The 15268-nt window shown below is 62.2% G+C and carries 15 protein-coding genes and 1 pseudogene; 11 read left to right on the forward strand and 5 right to left on the reverse strand.

What is annotated here, in order from left to right:
* Positions 1-36 precede the first annotated feature (36 nt).
* A complete protein-coding gene (locus tag ACF0H6_RS14745; protein WP_395250343.1) occupies positions 37-288 on the forward strand; it encodes a hypothetical protein in 252 nt (83 codons plus the stop codon).
* A gap of 97 nt (positions 289-385) precedes the next feature.
* A complete protein-coding gene (locus ACF0H6_RS14750) occupies positions 386-811 on the forward strand; it encodes a CoA-binding protein (RefSeq protein ID WP_395250344.1) in 426 nt (141 codons plus the stop codon).
* A gap of 124 nt (positions 812-935) precedes the next feature.
* On the opposite strand, the gene ACF0H6_RS14755 is transcribed toward ACF0H6_RS14750, so the two are convergent.
* Positions 936-1178, reverse strand: a complete 243-nt coding sequence (locus tag ACF0H6_RS14755) for a hypothetical protein (protein ID WP_395250345.1) — start codon at positions 1176-1178, stop codon at positions 936-938.
* A 19-nt stretch (positions 1179-1197) separates the two neighbouring features.
* On the opposite strand from ACF0H6_RS14755, the gene ACF0H6_RS14760 reads away from it, so the two are divergent.
* From ACF0H6_RS14760 to ACF0H6_RS14785, 6 genes are all read left to right on the forward strand, one after another.
* Positions 1198-1770: a polysaccharide deacetylase family protein gene (locus ACF0H6_RS14760; protein ID WP_395250346.1), complete on the forward strand. Its 573-nt coding sequence runs from the start codon at positions 1198-1200 to the stop codon at positions 1768-1770.
* A 100-nt stretch (positions 1771-1870) separates the two neighbouring features.
* Complete coding sequence (locus ACF0H6_RS14765) at positions 1871-2260, forward strand: MmcQ/YjbR family DNA-binding protein (protein WP_395250347.1); 390 nt, start codon at positions 1871-1873, stop codon at positions 2258-2260.
* A 200-nt stretch (positions 2261-2460) separates the two neighbouring features.
* Positions 2461-3090: a hypothetical protein gene (locus ACF0H6_RS14770; protein WP_395250348.1), complete on the forward strand. Its 630-nt coding sequence runs from the start codon at positions 2461-2463 to the stop codon at positions 3088-3090.
* 209 nt (positions 3091-3299) lie between these two features.
* A complete protein-coding gene (ngcE, locus tag ACF0H6_RS14775; RefSeq protein ID WP_395250349.1) occupies positions 3300-4709 on the forward strand; it encodes an N-acetylglucosamine/diacetylchitobiose ABC transporter substrate-binding protein in 1410 nt (469 codons plus the stop codon).
* Entirely contained in the window at positions 4706-5731 is a 1026-nt protein-coding gene (locus ACF0H6_RS14780; protein WP_395250350.1) for a carbohydrate ABC transporter permease, read from the forward strand. Before ngcE ends, ACF0H6_RS14780 begins: the two co-directional genes overlap by 4 nt.
* Positions 5731-6624, forward strand: a complete 894-nt coding sequence (locus tag ACF0H6_RS14785; RefSeq protein ID WP_395250351.1) for a carbohydrate ABC transporter permease — start codon at positions 5731-5733, stop codon at positions 6622-6624. Before ACF0H6_RS14780 ends, ACF0H6_RS14785 begins: the two co-directional genes overlap by 1 nt.
* A 133-nt stretch (positions 6625-6757) precedes the next feature.
* Here the strand turns inward: ACF0H6_RS14785 and ACF0H6_RS14790 are convergent, their stop codons facing one another.
* The gene (locus tag ACF0H6_RS14790) at positions 6758-7612 is read right to left on the reverse strand and encodes a DUF1206 domain-containing protein (protein WP_395250352.1); all 855 of its coding nucleotides are present in this window, start codon (positions 7610-7612) and stop codon (positions 6758-6760) included.
* An 83-nt stretch (positions 7613-7695) separates the two neighbouring features.
* Here ACF0H6_RS14790 and ACF0H6_RS14795 point away from each other — a divergent pair.
* Positions 7696-7990, forward strand: a pseudogene (locus tag ACF0H6_RS14795) (DUF503 domain-containing protein).
* An 82-nt stretch (positions 7991-8072) separates the two neighbouring features.
* Here ACF0H6_RS14795 and purL read toward each other — a convergent pair.
* The 3 genes from purL to purS are packed head-to-tail and all read right to left on the reverse strand — an operon-like array spanning position 8073 to position 11408.
* On the reverse strand, positions 8073-10391 hold the full coding sequence (gene purL, locus ACF0H6_RS14800; RefSeq protein WP_395250353.1) for a phosphoribosylformylglycinamidine synthase subunit PurL: 2319 nt from the start codon (positions 10389-10391) through the stop codon (positions 8073-8075).
* Positions 10388-11155, reverse strand: coding sequence for a phosphoribosylformylglycinamidine synthase subunit PurQ (gene purQ / locus ACF0H6_RS14805; RefSeq protein WP_395250354.1), 768 nt, complete (start codon positions 11153-11155; stop codon positions 10388-10390). The genes purL and purQ overlap by 4 nt, the downstream gene beginning before the upstream one ends.
* A 1-nt stretch (position 11156) precedes the next feature.
* A complete protein-coding gene (gene purS / locus ACF0H6_RS14810; protein WP_028265707.1) occupies positions 11157-11408 on the reverse strand; it encodes a phosphoribosylformylglycinamidine synthase subunit PurS in 252 nt (83 codons plus the stop codon).
* 351 nt (positions 11409-11759) lie between these two features.
* Here purS and ACF0H6_RS14815 point away from each other — a divergent pair, with 351 nt between their 5' ends.
* Entirely contained in the window at positions 11760-11945 is a 186-nt protein-coding gene (locus tag ACF0H6_RS14815) for a hypothetical protein (RefSeq protein ID WP_395250355.1), read from the forward strand.
* Positions 11946-12415: 470 nt separating this feature from the next.
* Entirely contained in the window at positions 12416-15247 is a 2832-nt protein-coding gene (locus tag ACF0H6_RS14820; protein WP_395250356.1) for a S8 family serine peptidase, read from the forward strand.
* Positions 15248-15268: the final 21 nt, after the last annotated feature.

Consider the following 15268-nt stretch of genomic DNA (forward strand, 5'->3'; position numbering starts at 1 on the left):
GCCGACCCTTCCGCGGTCGAGGGGGCGCCGTCGCCCGTGGAATCCAAAGAGGCGAAGGATTCAACAAAGAATGGCGCTGCGGGACAGCCCCGGGCGACGAAGCCTGCGGGCGCGGAACCTAAAACGGATTCCCAAGGCACGCTCAAGCAAACAACGGACACCGTGCCGAAATTGCCGGGCAAGGAAATCGAGGATGGGCTGCATCAGGCACCCCAGGACGGCAAGAACGGCTTGGGAACACAGTCCCCAGGTTCGTCGCTGCGCTGGCTCCTCGGACTGGACCGCTGAGTTCTGGACCGCTGAGTCCCTGGCCGCTGCAGTCTGACCAACGCACGTCAGTAATTCGGCCACGAAGCCAACGAAACCACGGTAGTAGGCTTGGGATATGACACACGTCAACGATCCGGCAGTCATCGACCGGCTTATGCGAACAAAGGGCCGTTGGGCAATCGTGGGACTGAGCACGAATGAGTGGCGCTCCGCCTTCGAAGTTGCCCTCTACGTTCGCGACACCATGGGCATGGAGATCATCCCGATCAACCAAAAGGGCGAAGACGTCCACGGCGAAACCGGCTACAAGTTCCTTGCCGACGTGCCTTTCGAGAAGCAGCCCATCGACGTCGTCGACTGCTTTGTGAACTCTTCGCGCGTGGGTGCAGTGGTGGACGAAGCGATTGCGGTCGGGGCGAAAGCCGTGTGGCTCCAGCTCGGGGTGATTGATGAGGACGCGGCGGATCGGGCCAAAGCGGCCGGTCTGGACGTGGTCATGAACGCTTGCCCGGCCCAGGTGGGCTGGCGGGGCGGCAACTAGCGGCATCTAGCGCCACCGCACAACGCGCGACAAGTTCGGCCCGTGTCGCTTTCTGTTAACCGTCTGCTGGTATGTTTCCGGGGCAACCACCCGCTTGAGACGCAGGAACCCCCATGTGCGAGCATCACCCCTCTACCACCAGCCGACGCACTGCGCTCGGATTCCTCGGGGCATCCCTCGTGGCTGGGCTGGGGGCATGCGCGGTTCCCGGAAATCCTTCGGCGGAAAGCCCGACGGCGGCCCCCTCCAGTGCGGCCCCCACGCCGTCGTCGTCGGGATCCGCAAGCTCGACGAGCCCCACGCCAACGCCGGGAGTTTCGAAGCGGGTCCGACGCTCGTTTGTCCCGGACTTTGCGCTGCCGCCCATTCAAGGCGGATTGGCTCCCGTGATCACCAAGATCCCCACCAAGCATCCGGTGGTGTTCTTGACGATTGACGATGGGGTGGTCAAATCCCCGGAAAGCGTCCGTCTTTTGGCGGAGAACGACTACCCGGCCACGCTCTTCCTGACGGCAAACACTGTCCGCGACAACCCTTCATTCTTCAAGGCGTTCATGGCGCAGGGAAGCTTGGTCGAAAACCACACAATCAGCCACAACGTCAACATGACCACCCAGTGGGGCTACCAGCGGCAGCTTGACGAGATCACGGGTATGCAGGAGTTCGCCGTCCAGCAATATGGCCGCAAGCCTACGCTGTTCAGGCCTCCCGGAGGTGCCTATTCCACCGCCATGCGGCAAGCCGTTGCTGCCGCCGGCCTGAAGGCGGTGGTTACTTGGGAAGCCAAGGCAAATGCGGGGCGCATGGACTACCAGTACGGCAATTCGCTGCGGCCCGGCGACATCGTGCTGATGCACTTCCGTCCCGAATTCGCAGCGGATTTCGAGGCATTCCGCTCGGCACAGGTGGCCGCTGGCCTGGAAGTGGTGCTCCTTGAGGACTTCCTCGGCGTTGCGTGATGCTTGCGCACCGTCTTGCCGCGGATTCACCAGCGTACGCGCCGGCGAAATCGCCGTAGGACGGTGAATATCGCGGGCCGCGCTCCGCTAGGCTCGGATCATGGACGCCTCCCGACTCCGCGACATTTGCCTGGGATTCCCGGGTACGTACGAAGATTTCCCCTTCGGGCCGGAGACCTCGGTCTTCAAAGTAAGAGCCAGCGGGACTTCAGCGGGAAAAATGTTCGCCGCATCGGCCATGGATCCTGACAACTGGTACGTGAGCCTCAAATGCGATCCCGCCTTGGCCGAGCAACTGAGGGCGGCCCACCCGGAAATCAACGGCGCATGGCACATGAACAAGACGCACTGGAACGGCGTCCGTTTGGATGGGGCGCTGCCTGATGCCATGGTCCGGGACATGGTGGAGGACTCCTATGATCTGGTGGTTTCATCGCTGACCCGCAAGCAGCAGGAACAGTTGGGCTGGGCGCGCCTCGCCAAAGGCTGACGGCCGGCCAGGACTGACACGCGGGCCCGGACTGACACGCGGGCCCGGACTGACACGCGGGCCCGGGCTGACGGCCGGCCAGGACTGACACGCGGGCCCGGGCTGACGGCCGGCCAGGACTGACACGCGGGCCCGGCCCGCTGCTTCGGCTAGATTGTGAGTGGACCGCACCTTCCACCGACTCAATCAGGAGGAGCCAGATGCTGGAACAAAAAACCCTTGATGACCTGTGGGTATTCGAAGACCCCTCGCTGTCGGAAGCCCGTTTCCGCGAAGCCATGACCGATCCCGCCTACGATGCTTTCGAAAAGGCCGAGTTCGCAACCCAACTCGGCCGTGCCATTGGTCTGCAAGGCCGCTTCGAGGAAGCCGATGCGCTTCTGGACGGGATCGACGCCGAGGAGGAACCGACCCTGGCGGTGCGGGTCCTCCTGGAGCGCGGACGCTTGCTCAACTCCGCGGGTCACCCGGCCATGGCGGTTCCCCTTTTTGAGCAGGCGGCAGAGTTGGGGGACCTCCTGGGCGAGGATTTCCTCGCCGTCGACGCACTTCACATGCTTGCTATCGCGGACTCCGCCCACCAGGAATCGTGGACGCGGAGTGCCCTTGAGTACGCCTCCACGGTCGAGGATCCCCGCACCAAACGGTGGATGGTTTCGCTGCATAACAACCTCGGTTGGGCAATGTACGACGGCGGCCGCCGCACCGAGGCGATGGTGGAGTTCCAGCTCGCTGAACAGTGGGCCGAACGGGTAGGAACCGAGCAGCAGCGGCAATGGGCTCGCGAAGCGATTGCCAAATGCGCAAATTCCTTGCATTTACAGGGCTAAACCACTCAAGAGATACCTCCGGAACGGCAAAGTTTAGAGATCACGTTTTGACAAAAGTTGATTGAAACTGCCCTCAAATATTGCTTTTCAATCACTCGTGGTGAAGTATGTCACACGAAGGGCGCGTCGTAGCGGCGGTGCCCGGACCGATCGACTGCCGGCCGAGGCGCCGTCGGGATCGGTACTACGAGTCTCTGGAGGGTTTTAGGATGAACGTTCAGCAGCAGTCCTTTGCACGTCGCGGTTTTCTCCGTGGCGCGCTCGCCGCAGCCGTGCTTGTGCCGATGGCCGGCGCGGTGGCATCCTGTGCAGCCGGCGGCGGCAGCACCACCACGGGCGCCACCGGAGCCGTTTCCGATTCCAACCCGTTCGGCATGGCTGATAAGTCCACCGTTGATGCGGTCATTTTCAAGGGTGGCTACGGAATCGACTACGTCGACTTCGCGGGCAAGGCCTTCGAAACCGCGCATTCGGGGTCCACCGCCAAGATTTCCCCCTCGACGGACATAGCGCAGGAACTCCAGCCGCGATTCGTTGGCGGCAACCCACCGGACCTGATCGACAACTCCGGTGCCAAGGCGATCGGCTTCAGCACCATCCTGGCCCAGCTTGAAGACCTCAACAGTGTGGTCAATGCTAAGAACCTCGAAGGCAAGGTCATCAAGGACACCCTCTATGGCGGCGTCCTGGCTCCGGGTACGTTCGACGGCAAACTGGCGGCCCTGAACTACGTCCTGACGGTTTACGCCATGTGGTACTCGGATTCTTTCCTCAAGGACAACGGCTGGACAGTTCCCAAAACCTGGGACGAGATGTACGCGCTCGGCGAGCAGGCCAAGGCCAAGGGTAAGTACCTCTTCGTGTGGGGTAAGGAAGCTGCCACCTATTACCAGGAAATGGCGATCGCCTCCGCAATCAAGGAAGGTGGAAACGACGTTCGGCTGGGCCTTGAAAACCTGAAGGCAGATTGCTGGTCCCACCCGGCACTTCAGAGCGTCTTCAGTGCCCTGAACAAGATCGTCAAGGCCGGCCACTTCAAGCCGGGCGGTTCGGGCACTCAGTTCACCGCGGCACAGGCACAGTGGAGCAACGCCCAGGAAGCTGTGTTCTACCCGTCCGGTTCGTGGATCGAGAACGAGATGAAGGACCAGACGAAGTCCGGCTTCAAGATGACCGGAGCCCCCGTTCCGTCCGTGACCACGGGCTCCAAGATGCCGTACACGGCACTCCACAGCGCAGCAGGCGAGCCTTTCGTGGTTCCTTCGCAGGGCAAGAACGTGCCGGGCGGCAAGGAACTGCTCCGCGTCATGCTGTCCAAGGATGCTGCCACCAACTTCGCCAAGACCAAGCTGGCCCCCACCATCGTGAAGGACACCGTTCCCGCAGATGGCTTCGGGTCCACCGCGCTTGTCTCCCAGACCAAGCTCCTCAGCGATGCGGGCGACAACATCTACACCTGGAACTTCATCGACCTCTATGGCACCAATAAGGACCAACTGGTTGTGTGGAACACGTTCCTCGACGGAAAGTCCGATGTCGCCACCTTGACGTCGGACCTACAGAAAATCACCGATAAGGTCCGCAACGACAGCTCGGTCAAGAAGATTGAAGTGAAGTGACTTCAGTGAAAGCAAAAACACTCCGGGTCGGCGACGGCACTTCCGCCGTCGTCGTTCCGGACGCCGCACCACCCGTCTATAAGAGGCGGCGCAAGCCCCTGACGTTCGATAAGGTCAGTTTCTTCGTTGTCTTCCTTGGCCTTCCATTGGCGATCTACCTCCTGTTCGTGATTTGGCCATTTGTCCAAGCGTTCTATTACTCCATGACGGACTGGACAGGCTTCTCTCCCACCCAGAACTTCACGGGGCTGCAGAATTACCAGAAACTCTTCTCGGATGACATCTTCATGAAGGCCATGGGGAACAACATCTTGCTGGTCATCTTCCTGCCCATCATTACCATCCTCCTCAGCCTTGTACTCGCAACCTTGGTGACCGTGGGCGGCAGCAGCAGGGGCCAAATCAAGGGTTTGCGCAATTCCAGCTTCTACAGAGTGGTCTCGTTCTTCCCCTACACGATTCCTGCTATTGCCATCGGCATCATGTGGGGCCAAATCTACGATCCTTCGGGAGGCCTGCTGAACGGCATTCTCACCTCCCTGGGCCTGGATCACTTCAAGTCCTTCGCCTGGCTCGGGGACAAGAGCACGGCCATGATTGCCACCATGTTCGTCATTGTGTGGGGCTTCATCGGTTTCTATATGGTGCTCTTCGTGGCGGGGATCAAGGGTATCCCGGCAGAGCTCTTCGAGGCCGCCAGGATTGACGGGGCGGGGCGGTTCCGTACTGCCGTCTCCATCACCATCCCGCTGATCCGGGACAACATCCAGACCGCCTACATCTACATGGGAATCCTGGCCCTCGACGCGTTCGTCTACATGGCCGCCTTGAACTCCGGCGGCGGTCCGGACAACTCCACCCTGGTGATGTCCCAGCAGCTCTTCTTCACTGCCTTTACCAAGGGCCAGTTCGGCCTGGCCAGCGCCATGGGCGTGGTGCTTGCTATAGCAACCCTGATCTTCTCCGGCCTTGTGTTCCTGGTCAACAGGCTCACCGGCGGCGACAAGGATGTGTCCCTCTGATGACAACCAAAATTGCCAGCCAGGAAATGAAGTCGTTGCACTTCAACCCGCGCAAACCGGCCACTACCACCGGAGACAAGGTGGTGGGCGCCGTTTCGCACACGGCCTTGAGCATCTGGTCGCTCATCGTGATCCTGCCCCTGTTGTGGACGTTTATGTCCTCCTTCAAGACATCCAGCGAGATCTTCGCCTCGCCGTTTGCCCTGCCCTCGGTGTGGCGTTTCGACAACTACTCCCGGGCGTGGAGCGAAGCCGGAATCGGAAACTACTTCCTGAACTCCGTGATCGTGGTGGGGTCCGCCTTGGTGATAGTCATGATCCTCGGAGCCATGTGCGCCTATGTTCTGGCGCGCTATGTCTTCTTTGGCAGCAAAGCCATTTACTATCTGATGCTGGCCGGACTAACCTTCCCGATCTTCTTGGCCATGGTCCCGCTGTTCTTCGTCCTGAAGAACATCGGACTGCTGAACACCTTGCCGGGCCTGATAGTCACCTACGTCGGCTTTGCGCTTCCCTTCACGGTGTTCTTCCTGTTCTCCTTCTTCAAATCGCTTCCGCACGAAATCACCGAGGCGGCTTCGCTGGATGGTGCGGGAGAGTGGCGGACGTTTTTCCAGGTCATGCTGCCGATGGCCAAGCCCGGACTCGCGTCCGTAGCCATCTTCAACTTCCTGGGGTTGTGGAACCAGTTCCTGATTCCCGTGGCGATCAACGCAGCCGGGCCGCGCGTACTGTCCCAGGGGCTCGCTGCATTCGCTGGCCAGATGGGCTACGCCGTGGACTTCGGCGCACTCTTTGCGGCAGTCACGGTCACCGTGGTGCCGGTGCTGATCGTGTACATCATCTTCCAGCGCCAGCTTCAGGGTTCGGTGTCGCAGGGCACGTCCAAGTAGCACGGCCAAGCTAAATTAACCCAAAATGTCAGCGCCCGACGGCGGTTCTCACTTTCGGTGGGGACCGCCGTCGGACGTTTCTGAGCCCCCGGACCTGAGCCCCCGGAACTGAGCCGTCGGAACTGAGCCCCCGTCAGAGGCGCTGGTAACGGGAGCGGAACAAAGAGTAAATGCCGTAGGCCATGAGTCCGAGGCTGACGAACCCCAGCACCCATCCGCCAAAGGGCTGTTTCAGGAACGCCTTGAGCGCCGAGTCGAGGCCGCCTTGTTGGGAGGGGTCGTGCGACGCTGTGGCGATCAGGATGAGCAGGCCGACGGCGCCGAGCGCCACCCCTTTGGCGCAATAGCCCACCACGCCCAGCACCGTAAACGCATCTCCCAAGGCTCCCGACGGTTTTCCCCTCAGGTTCTTTTCGTACTTGCGTGTGATCCCCATGAAGACATATGTGCCGGCGGCTGCCAGTAGCGCCACCCCGATGATCACCAGGAGGACGGTTCCGGGAGTGCTGGACATGAGATCTGCACTGGTCGAGCGGGATTTATCGCTGCTGCTGCTTGGACGGCTGAAGGCAAAGCCGCCGAAGGTCACCGCGACCACAGCGAAGACGATCGCCTGCCCGGCTGCCTTGAGCCGATTCATCCAGGGCTTGGAACTGCCACCGCTCCAACCCATGACGGCGTCGCTCGCCATGTAGAGGGCGAGGGCGCTGCAGGCCAGGAGTCCGGCCCACAAAAGGACCACCCCGCCAGGGGTTGCTGCCAACTGGGCCACGGCACCGCTTTCGTCGGCTTGGCCGGATGTGCCCAGCGCGATCCCCAAGGCGATGAACCCGATCAGGAGGTGTATCAGCCCTAAGGCGACCCAGCCGGCCCGCGCCACTACCCGGACGGTGCGTGAATCCCTTGCATCGTCTACCGCATCTCCCACCGAATCGGCGCCCCGGGATACTGCATTGCCGGCCTTATTCGTGTGATCGTCTGCGCCCATGGAACTCCTTTGGTTTGTCCTCATCTTGCCACCGCGGGCTCAGAAGCGGGAGGGTGCGCGCGACTGCTGGATACGATGGGCACATGTGGATCGCGTGGATTGAGTTCGATATCCTCCTCGGCGAGGTATACAGCCTGAAGGAGAAACGCTCCCTCGTCCGTCCACTCGTCGCCGAGCTCAAACGGCGCTTCGAAGTCTCCGCCGCGGAAACCGGGAACCCTGGACCAGCATCGCCGGGCCCTCATCGGCGCAGCCGCCGTAGCCGCAGACCGGGCGCACCTGGTGGAGGTGCTCGACGCCGTCGAACGCTTTGTCGCCGCCCGCCCCGAACTGGAGCTGCTGAGCGCCCGACGTCGGGACCTCCACAGCGAGGATTAACGCAACGCGGGGTCACTTAGAGCCCATCCCCAGGGGATTTATGGGCTGTAAGTGACCCCGCGTTGCTCTGTCCGCGGGAACCCTAGCCGAAGTACTTCGGCAGGGTGGCCTCGTGGGCTTCGCTGAGAGCGTCCAGGGACAGCTCGTCAACGCCGTTGATCTCCAGCTTGCCACCGGCGGCGTCAACAACGCCGATCCGGAGGTGGGCGAAGCCGCGGGCGGTGCACATGTCCTTGAAGCGGACTTCCTCCGAGCGCGGAACCGACACGATGGCCCGGCCCTGGGACTCCGAGAACAGCGCCGTGAACAGGTCAACGCCGTCGCGCTCCAGAAGTTCCGCCAGTGCAATCCGGGCGCCGACGCCGTAGCGCAGCGAGGACTCCACCAGGGCTGCGGCGAGGCCGCCCTCCGAGAGATCGTGCGCGGCGTCGATCATGCCGTCGCGTGAAGCGTTGATGAGGATCTGGCCCAGCTGGCGTTCAACGGACAGATCGACCTTTGGCGGCAGCCCGCCGAGGTGTCCGCGGAGGTTGGACCACTCTGAACCATCCAGCTCCGCGGCCGTCGTACCAAGCAGGTAGATGGCCTGGCCGTCTTCCTTCCAGCCGGACGGGGTGCGGCGCGCGACGTCGTCGAGCTTGCCCAACACGGCCACCACGGGGGAGGGGTGGATCGGGACAGTGCCGGTCTGGTTGTACAGCGAGACGTTGCCGCCGGTGACCGGGACGCCCAACTCCATGCAGGCGTCGGACAGGCCACGAATGGACTCGGCCAGCTGCCACATGACGTCGGGGTCCTCGGGGGAACCGAAGTTCAGGCAGTCGCTGACAGCCATCGGCACGGCGCCGGAGGTGGCGACATTGCGGTACGCCTCTGCCAAGGCGAGCTGTGCGCCGTGGTACGGATCGAGGTAGGTGTAGCGACCGTTGGCATCGGTGGCCAGGGCAACGCCGAGGCCGGTTTCCTCGTCCACGCGGACCACTCCGGCGTCGTCGGGGAAGGCCATGGCGGTGTTGCCACCGACGTAGCGGTCGTACTGCTTGGTGATCCAGGCCTTGCTGCACATGTTTGGCGAAGCAATGAGCTCGGTGACGGCGGCGGCCAGTTCCCCGGAGGTGGAAGGACGGCCGGCGTCCTGCACCGAACCCGTGAAGGTATCAGCCTGCACGGAGTCCTGCCATGAGGGACGGGCGTACGGGCGGTCGTATACCGGACCGTCATGGGCAACAGTGCGCGGGTCGACGTCGACAATGACTTCGCCTTCCCACGTGATGATGAGGCGGCCGGTATCGGTCACTTCGCCCAGCCAGGAGTACTCCACGGCCCACTTGTCCATCACAGCTTCAAAAGCGGCGACGTTCTCCGGCGTGACAACGGCCATCATGCGTTCCTGGGACTCGGACATCAGGATTTCGCCCGGGGTCAGCGTGGGGTCGCGCAGCAAGACCGAGGTCAGCTCAACCTGCATGCCGCCGTCGCCGTTGGAAGCGAGCTCGGACGTGGCGCAGGAGATGCCAGCCGCGCCGAGGTCCTGGATGCCCTCAACCAGCGAACCCTTGAACAGCTCCAGGCAGCACTCGATGAGTACCTTCTCGGCGAACGGGTCGCCTACCTGGACGGCGGGGCGCTTCGACGGCTTGGTGTCGTCGAAGGATTCCGAGGCCAGCACCGAGGCGCCGCCAATGCCGTCGCCACCGGTGCGCGCACCGAACAGGACAACCTTGTTGCCCTTGCCGGAGGCGTTGGCCAAACGGATGTCTTCGTGGCGCATGACGCCGACTGCCAGCGCGTTGACCAACGGGTTGCCCTGGTACACCGAGTCGAAGACCATTTCGCCGCCGATGTTCGGCAGGCCGAGCGAGTTGCCGTAGCCACCAATGCCGGCGACAGCACCGTGCATGACGCGGGCCGTGTCCGGGTGGTCGATGGCGCCGAAACGCAGCGGATCCATCACGGCCACCGGGCGGGCGCCCATGGAGATGATGTCGCGGACAATGCCGCCGATGCCGGTTGCGGCACCCTGGTAGGGCTCCACGAACGACGGCGAGTTGTGCGACTCGATCTTGAACGTCACGGCCCAGCCGTCGCCCAAGTTGGTGACGCCGGCGTTTTCGCCGATGCCCACCAGCATGTCCTTCTTCATCTCCTCGGTCACCTTTTCGCCGAACTGGCGCAGGTGGTTCTTCGAGGACTTGTACGAGCAGTGCTCGCTCCACATGACGGAGTACATGGCGAGCTCGGCGCCGGTGGGGCGGCGGCCCAGGACCTTGACCACCTCGTCGAACTCGTTCTGCTTGAGGCCGAGTTCGGCCCAGGGGAGCTCGGTGTCCGGGGTCTTGGCCGCGTTCTCGACCGTGTCGATGTTGAACTTCTTGCCGACGGTTTCAGCTGAGGTAGTCACTGTGCGCCTCCCACGATCTTGTTCAGGACGGAGGTGAAGAAGCCCAAGCCATCCGTACCGGCATTGGACTCCGGGCCGAAGCCGGGCTCCACCGCGTGCTCCGGGTGCGGCATGAGGCCCACCACGTTGCCGGCGGCGTTGCTGATGCCGGCGATGTCGCGGCGTGAACCGTTCGGGTTCCAGCCGACGTAGCGGAACACGACGCGGCCCTCGGCCTCAAGGGCGTCCAGGGTCTTGTCGTCCGCGATGTACTGGCCATCCTGGTTCTTGAGCGGAACCGTGATTTCCTCGCCGGCCTTGTAGTCCGAGGTCCACAAGGTGGTGTTGTTCTCCACGCGCAGCACTTGGTCGCGGCACAAGAACTTCAGGTGGTCGTTCTTGATCATGGAGCCCGGGAGCAGGTGCGACTCGGTCAGGATCTGGAAACCGTTGCAAATACCCAACACGGGCAGCTTGGCGTCGCTGTTGGCAGCATCGATGATCTTCGACATCAGCGGAGCGAAGCGCGAAATCGCGCCGGCGCGCAGGTAGTCGCCGTAGGAGAAACCGCCCGGAATAACGACGGCATCCACGTCGGCAAGCTCGGTGTCTCCATGCCAGAGCGCGACGGCGGTGCCGCCTGCCAGGCGGACGGCACGGGCGGCGTCGCGGTCATCAAGGGTGCCGGGGAAGGTGACGACGCCGATTTTGGCCCCGGCGAGTACGCGAGCACCATCAGCGTCGACGGCCACAGGGGCTCCGCCGATCAAAGGAAGTTCAGTCATGTCAGGCCTCGACGACCTCGACGTTGACGACGTCTTCGATCACCGGGTTGGACAGCAGGGTCTCGGCGGCCTCGCGGGCCTGGGCGAGGATAGCGTCGGTCACCTCGCCGTCGACGGTCAGTTCGAAGCGCTTGCCCTGGCGGACTGCGCTAAAGCTGGTGAAGCCGAGGCGGGGCAGTGCGCCCACGATGGCCTTCCCCTGCGGGTCCAGAATCTCGGGCTTGGGCATGACGTCGACGACGATCCGGGGCATCCGGTAACTCCTGTGCGTGAGCGTTGGTTAAACCTTCGTTAAAAGGCTGCCGCGGAGTGGTGCCGTCTCACGCCGAAAATCCATCCAGACAGTGCTTGGCAACAGTGTCTTAACAGCAGTGTTTACCGAATGAGGGGCGCTCCGCGAGCTTGCATGCCCATTCTACCGGCCAAATCGCTCCATGCCCTACTTGTGGGAGATCGGTGAAGAGGCGGCAACCAGCCAAAAGGTACGCGCCAATTCGCGGCGGCGGGCCGCCGTCGTCGAACGTTTTCAGCGGCCGACGGCGGCTCTGGGCAGTCTCCGACGGCGCCTCTGGCCCGCCGTGGTTTGGGTCATTAGGATTGCGGCATGGCCGAGAACGCTAAATCGATGGTTTTGCCCGTGGTCCTTGCCGCTGTTATTGCCGGCTTGGGGAGGGTGATTTTCCAAAGGATGGTGGCAGACCGGGCCGCCCGGGAGAACCGTATTTCGGTTCCGCCGGATGCTTCGACAAGAGCCAAGATCAGCGCTGCCCTCCGGGGGACCCTTTCTTAGCGCAACACGTCGTCTGACGGTCCGTTTTTGGGGGTAATAGGGTATGCGCAAATGCGCTAATCGCACGGGTTAAAGGGGCGAATTCGGGAGTACGTTGGAATTGCCGTCAACCAAATTCCCCGCCCATGTTGGTGCCTGCACGCCTGGGTTTCTTCGTCATATATAGCTGAATAACCAAGCAGCGGGCATGTCCCCCCCCGACGGGGGCATGCCCGCTGCCTTGTGTCTGTATTCTGATCCCACGTGGCAAGACAAAAGACGTGAAATGTGCCTTATGTAATATTGCGCTATCACTCTGTACTCTGTGAAACGGCTGGACTTTACCGGTTCAAGAGACTGCCAATCGGTGTCCGTCCTTTAGATGATTGATCTTGACATGACCACCACGACCACCCGGAAAGGTGCAATCACTCGTGAATTCACAAGGAAAGAGCTTCAATAGAAGCGGGGGGCTTCTAAAAGCTGTGGGATTGGGCCTTGGATTGCCGGTTCTGCTCGCTTCTGTGGCATTGACGCCCGCACAAGCCACGCCCGTTTCAGCACCCGTCTCGGCATCAACGGTCACGGGGGTTGCCCCGAAGAATGTTGACCCCAAGTCATATCAAGACGGCCGTTACGTAGTGGTCCTGGCAGAGAAGCCAGCGGCCACGTACGACGGCGGAACGCCCGGCTATGCGGCCACCAAACCGCAGGCGGGCAAGAAGCTGGATGTGGGCAAGACCGAGGTGCAGCAGTATCAGGCCCACCTGCAGCAGAAGCAGCAGGAAGTGGCCACGCAGCAGAACGTGAGCATCAGGAGCGACTACACCACCGCCATCAACGGCTTCAGCGCTACCCTTTCCGCGACCCAGGCAGTCAATCTTGCGAAGAATCCCGGAGTCCTGCTTGTCGCACCGGACACACAGTCCGCTCCGGATTACTCCACCACCGATTTCCTTAACCTCAGTGGCCCCAACGGATTGTGGAACACCCAGTTCGGCGGTCAGGACCAGGCCGGCAAAGGCACAGTGGTGGGCGTGATCGACACCGGCTACACGCCCACGAGCAAGTTCTTTGCTGGTGACCCCGTCCAGCCGTTGGTGGGGAACCCCAAGGTGGGCGTCCCCTACCGCACCAGCGATGGCAAAATCGCCATGCTGAAGGCCAACGGAGACACCTTTACGGGCGAGTGCCAGAAGGGCACTGGAACTGGAGCGGCATTTGACGGCACCGCCTGCAATTCCAAGGTCCTCAGCACCCACTACTTCGCCAAAGCTTTCCTCGATAGTGTTCCACCGGAACATCGCGCTCAGCAGGAACTGATCTCGCCGGTGGATGTCGTGAGCCACGGCACGCACACGGCCAGTACCGCGGCGGGCGACTCCAATGTGGAGACCTTCGTGGGCGGCCGCAGCTTTGGTAAGACGAGCGGCGTGGCACCGGCTGCCAAGCTTTCCATCTACAAAGTCTGCTGGGAAGACGATGACCCCAACACGGGAGGTTGCTACAGCTCAGCAGCTATCAACGCGATTGACCAGGCCATCGCCGACGGCGTGGACGTCCTGAACTATTCCATCTCAGGCGCGACGGACACGACGACGGATCCGGTCTCACTCGCGTTCCTTTCCGCCGCTTCGGCCGGCATTTTTGTTGCCGCGTCCGCTGGAAACTCGGGCCCCCAGGTCAGCACCGTCAACCACGGCGCACCCTGGATGACCACGGTTGCCGCAACGTCCTTCTCCCAAGCCCTCCAAGGAACCGTTGAATTCTCCGACGGCAGCAAGTACCGCGGAGCCAGCATCATGAACCACCAGGTGACAGGGGCCGGCGTCGTGCTCTCCGCAAACGCCGCTTCAGGCAGCGGCAACGCTGCGCTTTGTGCGCCAGGGTCCTTGGACCCGGCGAAGATTGTGGGCAAGGTAGTGGTCTGTGACCGTGGCGTGGTAGACCGGGTCGCCAAGAGTGCCGAGGTGCTCCGGGGCGGTGGCGTGGGCATGATCCTCGTGAACCTGACCAATTCCTCGCTGGACACTGATAAGCACGCGGTGCCAACTGTCCACGTGAATCCGCCCGATTCCCAGGCCATCAAGGGCAAAGTGGCGGCCAACCCCGGCATCACCGTTTCCCTGGTTGATCACGACACCACCGGGCTTCCTCTCGAGGCTCAGCCACAGATCGCCGGATTCTCTTCCCGCGGCCCGCTCCTCGCAACCGATTCGGATCTGCTCAAGCCGGACGTTTCGGCTCCCGGTGTTGCTGTTCTGGCGGGTGTTTCGCCCATCGGCAGCAAGGGTGATGAGTATGGCTTCATGTCAGGTACGTCCATGGCGTCCCCGCACATTGCAGGTTTCGGAGCTTTGATCCTGGCGAAGAATCCCCAGTGGTCCCCGGCAGCAGTCAAGTCGGCCATGATGACGACGGCGAGCGATGTCAAGCAGGCCGACGGAACCAAGAACGGTGACGTCTTCGCCACCGGTGCTGGAGAGATGAACCCGGCCCGCGTGCTGGATCCAGGCCTGGTGTACGACGCCGGAACCGAGGACTACTTGAAGTTCATCCAGGGCACGGGAGTCGATCTTGGCATCCCTGGCCTTGGTTCCACCCTGCCGCGAGACATGAATCTTCCATCGTTCGCGCTCGGAAACCTCGCCGGCAAGATCGAAGTCACGCGTACGGTCACGGCCCTTACCCCGGGCCTCTACCGGGCGACGGTCAACGTCCCCGGTGTTGATGTCAAAGTCACGCCGTCCGTGCTGAACTTCAACGAAGCCGGCCAGAAGAAGACGTTCAAGGTGACCTTCGAAAACAAGTCTGCAGCCTTGGGCACGTTCGCCATGGGATCGCTGAAGTGGGAAGGCGCCAACAAGTCGGTGGTCTCTCCGATTGCAGTCCGTCCGCAATCGGTGCTGGCTGCCAAGAGCCTCGCCTTTACGTCCCAGCAGGCAAGCGGTTCGGCGGGGATCAACATCGTTTCCGGTTCCGACTCGCCCACGGCTGTGACCATTGACGGCCTCTCGAAGTCTGACTCCTCGGCAGCGGAACTTGTTCCAGGTCCTATTGCCATGGCGAGCGATGCCTCGAACTTCGTCAAGACCGCCACGGTTGCGCCTGAAACGGCCTTCGCGAAATTCTCGGTGATCTCTTCGGATCCCACCGCGGATTTCGATCTGTACGTGATATCGCCGTCAGGTCAGTTGTTCACGGCAGCGACACCGAGTGCCAGTGAGTCCCTCTCGCTCGACAACCCGGAGCCCTGGGACCTACACCATCATCGCGAATCTGTACGCCAGTCCCAACAACCGGCCCACCAAGGCCAGTGTTGATGCCGCGATCCTCGGCGCGAA

The sequence above is a fragment of the Arthrobacter sp. NA-172 genome, assembly GCF_043952055.1.
Taxonomy (GTDB): domain Bacteria; phylum Actinomycetota; class Actinomycetes; order Actinomycetales; family Micrococcaceae; genus Arthrobacter.

What these genes read in the sequence shown, in the direction of transcription:
- purS (WP_028265707.1), bottom strand. Translation starts at nt 11,408, where the DNA reads ATGCCCCGGATCGTCGTCGACGTCATGCCCAAGCCCGAGATTCTGGAC.
- ACF0H6_RS14755 (WP_395250345.1), bottom strand. Translation starts at nt 1,178, where the DNA reads ATGGGCGGCAGCGCAAAGTCCGGGACAAACGAGCGTCGGACCCGCTTC.
- ACF0H6_RS14790 (WP_395250352.1), bottom strand. Translation starts at nt 7,612, where the DNA reads ATGGGCGCAGACGATCACACGAATAAGGCCGGCAATGCAGTATCCCGG.
- ACF0H6_RS14785 (WP_395250351.1), top strand. Translation starts at nt 5,731, where the DNA reads ATGACAACCAAAATTGCCAGCCAGGAAATGAAGTCGTTGCACTTCAAC.
- ngcE (WP_395250349.1), top strand. Translation starts at nt 3,300, where the DNA reads ATGAACGTTCAGCAGCAGTCCTTTGCACGTCGCGGTTTTCTCCGTGGC.
- ACF0H6_RS14770 (WP_395250348.1), top strand. Translation starts at nt 2,461, where the DNA reads ATGCTGGAACAAAAAACCCTTGATGACCTGTGGGTATTCGAAGACCCC.
- purQ (WP_395250354.1), bottom strand. Translation starts at nt 11,155, where the DNA reads ATGACTGAACTTCCTTTGATCGGCGGAGCCCCTGTGGCCGTCGACGCT.
- ACF0H6_RS14765 (WP_395250347.1), top strand. Translation starts at nt 1,871, where the DNA reads ATGGACGCCTCCCGACTCCGCGACATTTGCCTGGGATTCCCGGGTACG.
- ACF0H6_RS14815 (WP_395250355.1), top strand. Translation starts at nt 11,760, where the DNA reads ATGGCCGAGAACGCTAAATCGATGGTTTTGCCCGTGGTCCTTGCCGCT.
- ACF0H6_RS14750 (WP_395250344.1), top strand. Translation starts at nt 386, where the DNA reads ATGACACACGTCAACGATCCGGCAGTCATCGACCGGCTTATGCGAACA.